Source organism: Streptomyces sp. NBC_01092, assembly GCF_045039535.1.
In the GTDB taxonomy this organism is placed as follows: Bacteria; Actinomycetota; Actinomycetes; order Streptomycetales; family Streptomycetaceae; genus Streptomyces.
The window spans coordinates 7,177,120-7,189,027 of the sequence record NZ_CP108659.1 but is presented as its reverse complement, the minus strand read 5'-3'; the positions used below and the strand labels follow the sequence as shown (position 1 = coordinate 7,189,027).

Sequence of the window (11,908 nt, the reverse complement as noted above, 5' to 3'; positions counted from 1 at the left end):
GGCGGTTAGTCAGGTTCGTTCCTTTGTCCTGGAGGTACACATGGCCCTGCGATCCCGACTCGCCATATCCATAGCCGCCGGCCTTCTCGCCGCAGCGGCTGCCGCAACGCCCGCCGCCGCCGATGACGAGTGGGGGTCCCAGGGGGACTCCGGCGCGTCCCAGGGCGAGGACTGGGGCGGGTCCGAAGGAGGAGACGGGGGTGGCGACTGGGGTGGATCCGGCGGGGACGGGGGCCAGGGCGGAGACCAGGGCCAGCGCTTCACCCGCGGCCGCGTCACCGCAGGCACGCTGCTGCTGCGCAGCGCACCCAACCGCGGCAGCCAGGTGATCCGGGTCGTCCGCCAGGGGGACATCGTCAGGATCTTCTGCAAGACCGAGGGGCAGAGCGTCCAGGGCAACCGCACCTGGTACCTCCTCGCGGACGGCACCTGGGCCTGGGGCTCGGCCCGGTTCATCGACACCCTCGGGCGCTCGCCGCGCTGGTGCTGAGCCATTAGGCACACAAGACGGACTATTTGGGTAGGTTCCGGACATGACCAAGGCCGGAACCACCCTGGTGGCAGCGGACGCACCCGCTCCCACCGCACCCCTCCCCCGGCGCCGTGGCATCGAACTGGCCCTCATCGTCGTGGCCGTGCTGCTCTCCGTGTACGGCTACTGTGCGGTCGGCCTCGCCAAGAACGGCACCGTCCCGCCCGGCGCCGCCGGCTACGGCGCCGGACTGGGCGTACTCGCGCTGGTCGCGCATCTGGCCGTACGCCTGCGCGCCCCCTGCGCGGACCCGCTGCTGCTGCCGATCGGGGTGCTGCTCAACGGCCTCGGCCTGGTCCTGATCTACCGGCTCGACCTGGAGACGCCGGGCGACCGGGCGGCGCCCACCCAACTCGTGTGGTCCACGCTGGGAGTGGCGCTGTTCATCGTGGTGGTCCTCCTCCTGCGCGACCATCGCGTGCTCCAGCGCTACTCCTACGTCTGTGTCGTCGCCGCACTGGTCCTGCTGACCCTGCCGATCTTCTTCCCGTCCGTGAACGGCGCCCGCATCTGGATCCGCATCGCCGGATTCTCCATCCAGCCCGGCGAGTTCGCGAAGGTGCTGCTCGCGGTGTTCTTCGCGGCGTACCTGGCCGCCAACCGCAACGCGCTGGCGTACACGGGCCGTCGGGTCTTCGGCATCGAGAAACTCCAGCTGCCCACCGGGCGCGTCCTCGGCCCGATCGTCGCCATCTGGCTGCTGAGCGTGGGCGTCCTGATCCTGGAACGCGACCTGGGCACCTCGCTCCTCTTCTTCGGCCTGTTCGTGGTCCTCCTCTACGTCGCCACCGGCCGCACCGGCTGGATCGCGCTCGGCCTGCTGCTCGCGGCGCTCGGCGCGGTGGCCGTCGGGGAGTTGGAGCCGCATGTGCACGGCAGGGTCGAGGACTGGCAGCATCCGTTCGCGTCGATCGCGGCGGGCGAGGGCCCCAACCAGCTGTCCCAGTCGCTGTTCGCCTTCGCGGCGGGCGGCCCGCTCGGCACCGGACTGGGCCTCGGCCACTCGATCCTGATCGGCTTCGCGGCCAAGTCGGACTTCATCCTGGCGACGGCCGGGGAGGAGCTGGGCCTGGCGGGCCTGTCCGCGATCTTCCTGCTCTACGGCCTGCTGGTGGAGCGCGGCTACCGGGCGGGCCTCGCCCTGCGCGACCCCTTCGGCCGGCTGCTCGCGGTCGGGCTCGCCTCGATCGTGGCGCTCCAGGTGTTCGTGATCGCGGGCGGCGTGACCGGCCTGATCCCGCTGACCGGCATGGCGATGCCGTTCCTGGCGCAGGGCGGCTCGTCGGTGGTCACCAACTGGGCGATCGTGGCGCTGCTGATCCGGCTGAGCGACCGTGCACGCAGCCGGCTCGGCGTTCCCAAGACCGAGGAGGCCGCCGTACCGACCGGACCCGGCGCCCCCGCGGAGGCCGCCCGATGACCCGGCACATCCGGCACGCCGCGTTCTTCTGCGCCCTGCTGCTGGTGGCGCTGCTCGTCAACGCCACCCGTATCCAGGTCTTCGAGGCCCCGTCCTACGGCGACAACATCGCCAACCGCCGCACCACGATCGCCCGTTACGGGCAACCCCGCGGCGACATCCTGGTCGACGGCGAAGCGGTCACCGGATCCCATGACACCGGCGAGCACCTGCGCTACGAGCGGACGTACACGAACGGCCCGATGTTCGCGCCCGTCACCGGCTTCGCCTCGCAGGAGTACGGCACGACGCTCCTGGAGCACTCCGAGGACGGCGTGCTGGCGGGCACGGACCCGCTGCTGTCGCCCTTCGCGCTCATGAACGGCGTCGCCCGGGACCGCTACCCCGGCGGCGACGTCGTCACCACGCTGCGCAAGGCCGCGCAGGAGGCGGCGTACGAGGGGCTGGCGGGCCGCAAGGGCGCGGTGGCGGCGATCGAGCCGTCGACGGGACGGATCCTGGCGCTGGTCTCGGCCCCCTCGTACGACCCGTCCGCCCTGTCCGGGAACGGCGCGTCGGTGACCCGGTCCTGGGCGTCGCTGAACCGGGACGGGGACCGGCCGATGCTCAACCGGGCGGTGCGCAAGACGTATCCGCCGGGTTCGACCTTCAAGGTGGTGACGGCGGCCGCGGCACTGGACGCGGGCGTGGTCGAGGACCTGGACGAGCCGACCGACTCCCCCGACCCGTACCGCCTGCCGGGTACCAGGACGTCGCTGACGAACGAGTCCGAGGGCTGCGAGGACGTCCCGTTGCGCAAGGCGTTCGAGTGGTCGTGCAACACGGTGTTCGCGCGCCTGGGGGTCGAGGTCGGGGTGAAGCAGATGGCGACCACGGCAGGAGCCTTCGGCTTCAACGACGCGAAACTGAAGATCCCCTACTCGGTCGCCGAGAGCACCTTCGACACGACGGTGGACCGGTCCCAGCTCGCCCTGTCGTCGATCGGGCAGTACAACACGCGCGCCACCCCGCTCCAGATGGCGATGGTCGCGGCGGCCGTGGCGAACGGCGGCCAGGTGCGGTCGCCGTATCTGGTGGAGCGCACGACCCGGGCGAGCGGCGCGACGGTGTCGACGGCCGGTTCGGGCCCGATCCGGCAGGCGATGCGGCCGTCGACCGCGAGGCTCCTGAAGGAGCTGATGGTGGACGTGGTGCGGGAGGGCACCGGCACCGGCGCCTGGATCCCGGGCGCGACGGTCGGCGGCAAGACCGGCACGGCCCAGCACGGCCTGGGCAACTCCGGCACGCCGTACGCCTGGTTCGTCTCCTGGGCCAAGGGCGACCGTGATCTGGAGCCCAAGGTCGCGGTGGCGGTGGTGGTGGAGGACGCGGACGCGGACCGGGGCGAGATCAGCGGCGGCGGGGACGCGGCGCCGATCGCGCGGGCGGTGATGGAGGCGGTGCTGAAGTCACCCGCGAAGGAGGGCAGTTGACGCGGGTTCCTGGATCAGGGCGGCCGGCAGGGCGACGTAGGCGGTGACGCCCGTGCCCTGGGTGGGGCGGAGCTCGACATGCGCGCCGAGGCGGACGGCGAGGGCACCGACGACGTGGTGGCCCAGGAACCGGGTCGGGGTGGTGTGCAGGGAGTCGCCCTTGCCGGACAGAACGGTATTGGACTCGGCCATGCGGTCGGGTGTCATCCCGATCCCCCGGTCCACGACGGCCAGGCAGTACTCGGCTCCGTCCTGCCAGCCGTAGACCTCCACGGGCTGCTTGGGCGGGCTGAACATCAGCGCGTTCTCCACCAACTCGGCGAGCAAATGGGACAGTTCGGCGACGCAGTGGCCGCGGACGCCGCACTGCTGGATGTCCACGGCGGCCACCCTCTGATACTGCTCGACCTCCGCCACGGCCGACCGCACCACGTCCGTGACGGCGACCGTGCCCTTCCAGGACCGGGCCGGCGACTCCTCGCCGGCGAGCACCAGCAGGGACTCGGCGTTGCGGCGCATCCGCGTGGCGAGGTGGTCGAGTTCGAAGAGCTCGGCGAGAGCGTCCGGGTCGAGTTCCTGGCTCTCCAGGGTGGTGATCAGGCCGAGCTGCCGGCTGAGGAGGCTCTGGTTGCGGCGTCCGAGGCTGGCGAGGGACTCGGTACTGGTGCGGCGCAGGACGGCCTGCTCGGCGGCGAGACCGACGGCGGTGTCCTCGACGTTGCGCAGTGCGGCGGCCAGCCGGCTGATCTCCCGTGCGCCGCCGGGGAGTCGGGGCCGCCCGGCCCCGTCGGCGTGCGGGATGTCGGGGTCGGCCTCCTGGATCCGCCGGACGGCCTCGGGCAACCGCGCCCCGGCGACGGCGTCCGCCTCGTCGGCGAGGGCACCGAGAGGCCGAGTGATGGAGCGGGCCGAGAAGACGGCCAGTGCGACGGCCACGGCGAGGATCAGCACCCCGAGACCGAGGAAGCCGCCGAGCTGACGGGTGGCGGCGGAACCGGCGTCGGCGGCCCGCGCACGGACGTCGTCCCCGACCGCCCTCTGCACACCGTGCAGATCGTCGACGAGGGTCGTCATGTCGGCCCACCAGCGGGCAGGGACCACGTCGAGAGCGGACCCGCCGGCTCCTCGCTCGGCCCGAGCCTCGTATCCGGCGACCCGGCCCGCGCCGGCCGTACCGAAGGCGTTGTCGAGCGCGGACTCCTCGTCCTCACCGGCCAGCTGCCTGAACTGCTCCAGTGCTGCCACCCTGGTGGCCCGGACCTCCGTGAAGTCGAGGTACTCACCTGACCGGAACCGCCCGGCCGCGAACACCCCGTTGAGGGAGCCGCGTTCGAGCGCGACGGCCTCGGTGGCCCGGGCGAGGGCCTGAAGGGCCTGCACGCCCTGCGCGATACGCCGGTCACCGGCCGGGACACCCGCCGACTCGGCGTCGATGAGTCGCGTGACGGCCTTGGTGTAGGTGCGCAGGGTGGCGGCGCGGTCGGCGGTGCCGGCGTCGACGTGCTCGCGCGTGGTGGCGAGGGCGGCGAGCGGAACGTCGGCCGCGCGCAGGGCGGAGACGAGCGCACCGCCCTCCTGGTCGAGCGCGGCACCTAAGTCGTCCCGTGCCCGGTCGGTACGGGTCCGTTGGGCGACGACGTCGTCCCGGTACCCCTTCTCACCCCCCAACAGCCCGTTGGTCAGCCCGCGTTCCCGCTGCACTTCCCGGACCAGCCCCTGCACCCGGAGCAGCACCCCGACATGAGCCTCGGTGTCCCGGGCGCCGGACCAGTCGGCGGCCCGGTCGGCGACGCCGAGCCCGGTGAGGGCGAGCAGCAGACAGGTCGGAACGGCCAGCACTATGGCCATACGGCCCCGAATGGAGCTCCAGCCGGGCAGCGCGGCAGGGCGGCGGACGATCGAGCGGAGGGTGGTCAGTAAGTTCCCCGTCATGCTCCGTGAAGCTACGGGAGGGCCGGTCAGGGCACGGTTTCCCGCCCGTAAGACGGCGGTACACAGGTACTCACGCACACATCGTCCCGGCTGTGAAAGAAGGACATGTGCCCACTTACTGAGACGCCCTCTGGGCCTGCCGCCAGGCCCCGACCTATCGTTCGGTCCATGACGACCTCACCCGCACCGGAAGCCGCCTTCGAACTCGCCCAGGTCAACATCGCCCGCCTCAAGGCACCGCTGGACTCACCGCAGTTGAAGGACTTCGTCGACAACCTCGACCCCGTGAACGCCGACGCCGAGGCCGCGGACGGCTTCGTGTGGCGGCTGAAGGACGACTCCGGCGACGCGACGGACGTGGCCGTGTTCGGGGACGAGTGGCTGATCATCAACCTGACGATGTGGCGGGACACGAACGCCCTGACGGCGTACATGTACCAGGGCCGGCACCGCGAGATGCTGGCCCGCCGCCGCGAGTGGTTCGAACGCGTCCAGGAGGCGATGACAGCCCTGTGGTGGGTCCCAGCGGGCCACCGCCCGACGGTCGCGGAAGCCGAGTCCCGCCTGCTGCACCTGCGCACCAACGGCCCGACCCCGTACGCCTTCACCCTGCGCACGTCATTCCCGCCCCAAGGGGCTGAGCCAGTCCTGGGCGAGGTTCCGGAGGGGCTGGGCTGCTCCCTCTAGGGAGGTTCAGCCCTCCGCGCCCGCCTCGATCGCGTCCTCGACCTCGGCCACCCGCTCCCGCTCCTCGACCGCGAACCGCTCGGCGTCGAGCTGCTCGGCGATCTCCTCGTCCTGGGCCATCAGCAGGTCCAGATTCGAGTCCCCCATTTCGAAGACGCCCATGTCGACATAGGCCTGCTGAAGGCGCTTGCCCCACAGCCCGATGTCCTTCACGCAGGGCACGATGCGGGAGAAGAGCAGCCGCCGGAACAACTGCAGAAACTCCGAGCGCTCGCTGATGTCCTCCGCCTCGGCCTTCGGAATGCCGAAGTTCTCCAGGACCTCGACGCCCCGCAGCCGGTCCCGCATCAGATAGCAGCCCTCGATGACGAACTCCTCGCGCTCCCGGAGTTCGGCATCGGTGAGCTGCTTGTAGTAGTCCCGAAGCGCCATCCGCCCGAACGCGACGTGCCGCGCCTCGTCCTGCATGACATAGGCCAGGATCTGCTTGGGCAAGGGCTTGGTGGTCGTGTCGCGGATCATGCCGAACGCCGCGAGCGCGAGCCCCTCGATCAGCACCTGCATACCGAGATACGGCATGTCCCACCGGCTGTCGCGCAGCGTGTCACCCAGCAGGGACTGCAGATTGTCGTTGATCGGGTAGACCATCCCGATCTTCTCGTGCAGAAAGCGCCCGTAGATCTCGGCGTGCCGCGCCTCGTCCATGGTCTGCGTCGCCGAATAGAACTTCGCGTCCATGTCGGGCACCGATTCCACGATCCGCGCCGCACAGATCATCGCGCCCTGCTCGCCGTGCAGAAACTGGCTGAACTGCCAGGAGGCGTAATGCCGCCGCAGGTCACCCTTCTCCCGCTCGCTCATCTTCGCCCAGTACGGCGTCCCGTAGAGCGCCATGGCCTCTTCGGGCGTACCGAGCGAGTCGTACGGATCGACCTCCAGATCCCAGTCGATCCTGAGCTGTCCGTCCCACTGCTTGTCCTTGCCCTTCTGGTACAGGGCCAGCAGCCGGTCGCGCCCGTTGTCGTACTCCCAGCTGAAACGGGCCGCACCGGCCGCCGGCACCTCCCAGTGAGGTTCTCCCGGATCGTTGGCGTACAGGTCGTATGTCGGCATGTTCGGCAGGCTCACACGTAGTAGACGCGGGGTCAACAAGTCCTGCGCAAGGGATTGACGGCCTTGCTGACAGGCAGTCTCATAAGACTCGGACGACGTACCCCGGTAACAGAGGTGAGGGACCGATGACGACCCTGACGGAAGCCGACGCGGTCGAAGGGCTGCGCGACGCACTCGGGCTGCTCAAGGACCGCGAACAGGTGGCCGAACGCCTCCTTGCCTCCTCCGCCAAGCACTCCTTCGACCCCGACAAGGAGCTGGACTGGGAGGCGCCCTTCGAGGAGGGCAAGTGGTTCTGGCCGCCGGAGCTGGTCTCGCTCTACGACACCCCCCTCTGGAAGCGGATGAGCGAGGAACAGCGCATCCTCCTCTCCCAGCACGAGTCGGCGGCACTGGCCTCCCTCGGCATCTGGTTCGAGATCATCCTGATGCAGCTCCTGGTCCGCCACATCTACGACAAGGCGGCGACGAGCGCCCACGTGCGCTACGCCCTCACCGAGATCGAGGACGAGTGCCGCCACTCCAAGATGTTCGCCCGCCTGATCTCCCACGGTGACACCCCCTGGTACCCCGTCAGCCGCGCCCATCAGCACCTGGGCCGCCTCTTCAAGACGATCTCCACCACCCCCGGCTCCTTCACCGCCACCCTCCTCGGCGAGGAGGTCCTCGACTGGATGCAGCGCCTGACCTTCCCGGACGAGCGCGTCCAGCCCCTCATACGCGGCGTCACGCGCATCCACGTGGTCGAGGAGGCCCGCCACGTCCGCTACGCCCGCGAGGAGCTGCGCCGCCAGATGGTGACGGCCCCGAAGTGGTCCCAGGAGTTCACCCGCGTCACCTCCGGCGAGTTCGCCCGCATCTTCTCCGTGGCCTTCGTCAACCCCGAGGTCTACACCAACGTAGGCCTGGACCAGCGAGAGGCCATGGCCCAGGTAAAGGCCAGCGCCCACCGCCGAGAGATCATGCAAACAGGCGCCAAGCGCCTGACGGACTTCCTGGACGACATAGGCGTACTGCGCGGAGTGGGCCGACGCCTGTGGAAGTCGTCCGGCCTACTGGCGTAAGGAGCACGGAGCCGCACCCGCGCACGGCGGCAAGGGGACGTGCCGGGGGGTGTCCGCCCGCAGCGGCGGGCGTCAAGCAACAGCACCTCTCTGAGGCACAGCAACCGCCCGACCGAGGACGGACACCCCCCGGCACGGCCCCGACCCACACCGCACGCGCAGGCGCTACGCGAACCCCCACCCCACCCGCACAGGCCGCCGCAGGCATCCCGGCCCACCGCCCGGATGGCACTACGCTGCTGGTCATGACGCCCTCGGCCCCCACCCCCGCCTACCGCCGCCTGAGCGTCGAGGAGCGCCGCACCCAGCTCCTCAACGCCGCCCTCACGCTCTTCGCCCACCGCACCCCCGAGGACGTGAACCTGGACGACGTGGCGGAAGCGGCCGGCGTCTCACGCCCCCTCGTCTACCGCTACTTCCCCGGTGGCAAGCAACAGCTCTACGAGGCCGCCCTGCGCTCGGCCGCCGAAGAGCTCCAGCACTGCTTCGACGAACCCCGCGACGGCCCCCTCCTCCCCCGCCTCGCCCGCGCCCTCGACCGCTATCTGACCTTCGTCGACCAGCACGACACCGGATTCAGCGCCCTGCTCCAGGGCGGCAGCGTCGTGGAGACCTCCCGCACCACCGCCATCGTCGACGGCGTCCGCCGCGCCGCCGCCGAGCACATCCTCAGCCACCTGGACGTCACCGACCCCGGCCTCCGGCTCCGGATGACCGTGCGGGTGTGGATCACCGCGGTCGAGGCGGCCTCCCTGATCTGGCTCGACGAGGGCAAGCAACCCCCCATGCCGGACCTGCGGGACTGGCTCGTCGACCAGTTCGAGGCCTCGCTCGCCGTCACGGCGGCCCGGGACGCCCAGACTGAGGCGCTGACCCGGAAGCTGGCGGCCGACCTATAGCCGACACTGTTGCAGTGAAGAGCGAAGACACCCCGTTCGAGGGCGGCCCCATGGACGGCCGCGTACTCCCCGTCCTGCTGGGCATCACCGGCCACCCGCCCAAGACGTACCGCATCCCGGTCCCCGACCCGCACGGCGGCCCGCCCACGGTCCTGGTCTACCGCCGCGTACCGCGGAAACTTGGCACCCGCGTCGGTCTGTCCCAGCGCTGGAAGTACGAGTACGCCCCCGAGGGACAGCAGAGCCGCCGCCTGAACTGGCCGTGGTCCAAGCCGGACAACACGCCGCACGGCAAGCCGCACGACCCGGACGAGTGACCGCACTGCGCCGAACCGCGCACATTCGCCGCGCGGATCCGGCGCACACGTCCGATGCTCGCGATGCGGAGCAGAGAGCCTGTCCGCATCGGAGGTGATGACATGTCAGGAAGGCTTCTCCGTCTGGTGTGTACGGCGGCAGCCGCGACGGCCGTCACGCTCCTCGCACCGGCATCCGCGACGGCGTTCCCCGCATCCCCCGCGCTGCCCGTGCCCCCGGCGCTCCCGGTGGCCTCCGCCCCCCTGACCCCCATCGCTCCCCTGGCCCCCCAAGAGCGACCCACCGCAGAGCTCCTGACGGACCTTCAGCGGCTGTACCGGGAGACCGAGCAGGCCACGGAGACCTACAACGCCACCGCGGAGAAACTGGCGAGACAGCGCGCCGAGGTGGCCCGCCTGGACACCGCCCTGGCCCGCGCCCGCCTCTCTCTGCACGACAGCCGGGGCGCGGCCGGCCGCCTGGCCCGTCAGCAGTACCAGAACACCACCGACATCTCCCCGTACGTCCGCCTGCTCCTGGCCCAGGATCCGCAGCACGCCCTCGACCAGGGCCATGTCATCGGCCGCCTGGCCCGCGAGCGCGCCGAGACGGTCGGCCGGCTGGCCGGCTCCGAGCACAGGGCCGCCGCGCTGGCCCGCGAGGCCCGCAAGGCGCTGGACGGCCAACTCGTCCTCGCCGAACGCCAGAAGAAGGACCGGGACGCGGTGCTGGAGCGCCTGCGGAAGGTGGAGGAACTCCTGTCGTCCCTCACCACGGAACAGCTCGCCGCCCTGGCCCAGCTGGAGGAGAAGGACACGGCGAAGGCGCAGCGTGCCTTCGTCGACTCGGGCGCCCTCGCGCACGACGACCACAAGCCGTCCGCCGAGGGCGCCCGGGCGATCCGCTACGCCAAACGGCAGCTCGGAAAGCCGTACAGGTGGGGCGCGCAGGGCCCCAAGTCCTACGACTGCTCGGGCCTGACGTCCAAGGCCTGGGCCCACGCGGGAACGCGCATCCCGCGCACCAGCCAGGAGCAGTGGGCGCGTCTCGAGCGCATCCCGCTGACCGAGCTGCGCCCCGGCGACCTGGTCGTCTACTTCCCCGACGCCACGCACGTGGCCCTGTACCTGGGCAAGGGCAAGGTGGTCCAGGCCCCGCGCACCGGCGAGAAGATCAGGATCTCCCCGATCGCGTCGAACCCGGTCCTGGGCGCCGTACGCCCGAAGGTCAGACCCCAGAAGCCTCAGCGAGATAAGCCGCGGTCTTCTCCGGATCGTAGAAGTAGTTCTCGAAGTCAGCCGGATCGTTGAACCCGTTGGCGAACCGGTCGGCGACCGGCTGCGCCTGGCCGGCGGCGCCGATGAGGTTCAGGATGTGCTCCGGCGGCGGCGCCAGCATGGCGTTGGTCCACTTGGTGACGTGCTGCGCGGTGTCCCAGTAGCGGTCGAACGTGGCGCGCATCCAGGTCTCGTCGAACTCCTTGTCCCCGTGCTCCAGGATCGAGGCGAGGTAGGCGGCGGCGCACTTGGACGCGGAGTTGGATCCCTGTCCGGTGATGGGGTCGTTGGCCACGACGACGTCCGCGACGCCGAGCACGAGCCCGCCGCCGGGAAGCCGCCCGATCGGGTTGCGCACGGTCGGCGCGTACCGCCCGCTCAGCGTGCCGCCGGCGTCCGTGAGCTCGACCTTGGTGGCCCGGGCGTACTCCCAGGGCACGTACTTCTCCATGAGTTCCAGGGTCAGGGAGAGGTGCTCCGCGGGGTCCTTCACGCCGTCGAAGACATCGAGCGGCCCGCCGGGTATGCCCTCCCAGAACAGGATGTCCGCCCGCCCCGAGGTCGTCAGACACGGCATGACGAACAGTTCGCCGACGCCGGGGACGAGGTTGCAGCGGACGCCCTCGGTGTCCGGGTGCTCCGGACGCGGGCCCAGGCCGTGGACGTACGACACGGCCAGCGCGCGCTGCGGCTCTCCGTACGGGGAACGCTCCGGGTCCCGGCCGAACATCTGGACGAGCTCGCCCTTGCCCGCCGACACCAGCACCAGGTCGTACGTACGGGAGAAGTAGTCGAGGTCGCCGACCGCCGCGCCGTGGATGACCAGCTGGCCGCCGCGCTGGGCGAACGTCTCCATCCAGCCGGCCATCTTCACCCGCTGGTCGACGGACTGCGCGAACGCGTCGAAGTGCCCCAGCCAGTCGATCGCGCGCACCGCCGGGCCCTCGTTCCAGGAGCCGGGGGCCGCCACCGACACGCCGAGTCCCTCGATCTTCGGGGCCTGGGACTCCCAGAAGTTCAGCGAGCAGTCTCGCTCGTGCTGGAGCGCCGTGTGGAACATGCACTGCGTGGACATGACCCGCCCGGAGCGGATCTCGTCCGCCGTCCGGTTGGACATCAGGGTGACCTCGTACCCGTTCGACTGGAGTCCGAGGGCGATCTGGAGTCCGGCCTGGCCGGCTCCGACGACGAGTATCTTCCGCATGCGGGGCTGTT

Annotated in this window: 11 protein-coding genes; 8 read left to right on the top strand and 3 right to left on the bottom strand. The window is 70.8% G+C overall.

Annotation, left to right across the window (positions count from 1 at the left end; all coding sequences use genetic code 11):
- Positions 1 to 40 precede the first annotated feature (40 nt).
- The 3 genes from OG254_RS32855 to OG254_RS32845 are packed head-to-tail and all read left to right on the top strand — an operon-like array spanning position 41 to position 3,424.
- On the top strand, positions 41 to 490 hold the full coding sequence (locus OG254_RS32855) for an SH3 domain-containing protein (protein WP_405588979.1): 450 nt from the start codon (positions 41 to 43) through the stop codon (positions 488 to 490).
- A gap of 43 nt (positions 491 to 533) precedes the next feature.
- Positions 534 to 1,952, top strand: a complete 1,419-nt coding sequence (locus OG254_RS32850; RefSeq protein ID WP_405588976.1) for an FtsW/RodA/SpoVE family cell cycle protein — start codon at positions 534 to 536, stop codon at positions 1,950 to 1,952.
- Complete coding sequence (locus tag OG254_RS32845) at positions 1,949 to 3,424, top strand: penicillin-binding transpeptidase domain-containing protein (protein WP_405588973.1); 1,476 nt, start codon at positions 1,949 to 1,951, stop codon at positions 3,422 to 3,424. The genes OG254_RS32850 and OG254_RS32845 overlap by 4 nt, the downstream gene beginning before the upstream one ends.
- Here the strand turns inward: OG254_RS32845 and OG254_RS32840 are convergent.
- A complete protein-coding gene (locus tag OG254_RS32840) occupies positions 3,401 to 5,356 on the bottom strand; it encodes a nitrate- and nitrite sensing domain-containing protein (protein WP_405588970.1) in 1,956 nt (651 codons plus the stop codon). The genes OG254_RS32845 and OG254_RS32840 overlap by 24 nt on opposite strands.
- Positions 5,357 to 5,524: 168 nt before the next feature.
- Here OG254_RS32840 and OG254_RS32835 point away from each other — a divergent pair, with 168 nt between their 5' ends.
- Positions 5,525 to 6,043, top strand: coding sequence for a DUF3291 domain-containing protein (locus tag OG254_RS32835; RefSeq protein ID WP_405588967.1), 519 nt, complete (start codon positions 5,525 to 5,527; stop codon positions 6,041 to 6,043).
- Positions 6,044 to 6,049: 6 nt separating this feature from the next.
- Here the strand turns inward: OG254_RS32835 and OG254_RS32830 are convergent, their stop codons facing one another.
- Positions 6,050 to 7,156 (bottom strand): ferritin-like domain-containing protein, encoded by a 1,107-nt coding sequence (locus tag OG254_RS32830; RefSeq protein ID WP_405588964.1) that lies wholly within the window; start codon positions 7,154 to 7,156, stop codon positions 6,050 to 6,052.
- A 125-nt stretch (positions 7,157 to 7,281) separates the two neighbouring features.
- Between OG254_RS32830 and OG254_RS32825 the strand changes: the two genes are divergently transcribed.
- The 4 genes from OG254_RS32825 to OG254_RS32810 all read left to right on the top strand — a co-directional run bounded on the left by OG254_RS32825 (position 7,282) and on the right by OG254_RS32810 (position 10,726).
- The gene (locus OG254_RS32825; RefSeq protein ID WP_351192034.1) at positions 7,282 to 8,220 is read left to right on the top strand and encodes a diiron oxygenase; all 939 of its coding nucleotides are present in this window, start codon (positions 7,282 to 7,284) and stop codon (positions 8,218 to 8,220) included.
- Between the two features lie 245 nt (positions 8,221 to 8,465).
- On the top strand, positions 8,466 to 9,119 hold the full coding sequence (locus OG254_RS32820) for a TetR/AcrR family transcriptional regulator (protein WP_405588962.1): 654 nt from the start codon (positions 8,466 to 8,468) through the stop codon (positions 9,117 to 9,119).
- A gap of 14 nt (positions 9,120 to 9,133) precedes the next feature.
- Positions 9,134 to 9,436 (top strand): hypothetical protein, encoded by a 303-nt coding sequence (locus OG254_RS32815; RefSeq protein ID WP_405588959.1) that lies wholly within the window; start codon positions 9,134 to 9,136, stop codon positions 9,434 to 9,436.
- A 102-nt stretch (positions 9,437 to 9,538) separates the two neighbouring features.
- Positions 9,539 to 10,726, top strand: coding sequence for an NlpC/P60 family protein (locus OG254_RS32810; protein WP_405588956.1), 1,188 nt, complete (start codon positions 9,539 to 9,541; stop codon positions 10,724 to 10,726).
- Here OG254_RS32810 and OG254_RS32805 read toward each other — a convergent pair.
- Positions 10,644 to 11,897: a styrene monooxygenase/indole monooxygenase family protein gene (locus OG254_RS32805; protein ID WP_405588953.1), complete on the bottom strand. Its 1,254-nt coding sequence runs from the start codon at positions 11,895 to 11,897 to the stop codon at positions 10,644 to 10,646. The two genes, OG254_RS32810 and OG254_RS32805, sit on opposite strands and share 83 nt — an antisense overlap.
- Positions 11,898 to 11,908 lie beyond the last annotated feature (11 nt).

Coding starts and splice junctions, on each gene's coding strand:
- OG254_RS32855 (WP_405588979.1), top strand. CDS start 41: ATGGCCCTGCGATCCCGACTCGCCATATCCATAGCCGCCGGCCTTCTC.
- OG254_RS32850 (WP_405588976.1), top strand. CDS start 534: ATGACCAAGGCCGGAACCACCCTGGTGGCAGCGGACGCACCCGCTCCC.
- OG254_RS32845 (WP_405588973.1), top strand. CDS start 1,949: ATGACCCGGCACATCCGGCACGCCGCGTTCTTCTGCGCCCTGCTGCTG.
- OG254_RS32840 (WP_405588970.1), bottom strand. CDS start 5,356: ATGACGGGGAACTTACTGACCACCCTCCGCTCGATCGTCCGCCGCCCT.
- OG254_RS32835 (WP_405588967.1), top strand. CDS start 5,525: ATGACGACCTCACCCGCACCGGAAGCCGCCTTCGAACTCGCCCAGGTC.
- OG254_RS32830 (WP_405588964.1), bottom strand. CDS start 7,156: ATGCCGACATACGACCTGTACGCCAACGATCCGGGAGAACCTCACTGG.
- OG254_RS32825 (WP_351192034.1), top strand. CDS start 7,282: ATGACGACCCTGACGGAAGCCGACGCGGTCGAAGGGCTGCGCGACGCA.
- OG254_RS32820 (WP_405588962.1), top strand. CDS start 8,466: ATGACGCCCTCGGCCCCCACCCCCGCCTACCGCCGCCTGAGCGTCGAG.
- OG254_RS32810 (WP_405588956.1), top strand. CDS start 9,539: ATGTCAGGAAGGCTTCTCCGTCTGGTGTGTACGGCGGCAGCCGCGACG.
- OG254_RS32805 (WP_405588953.1), bottom strand. CDS start 11,897: ATGCGGAAGATACTCGTCGTCGGAGCCGGCCAGGCCGGACTCCAGATC.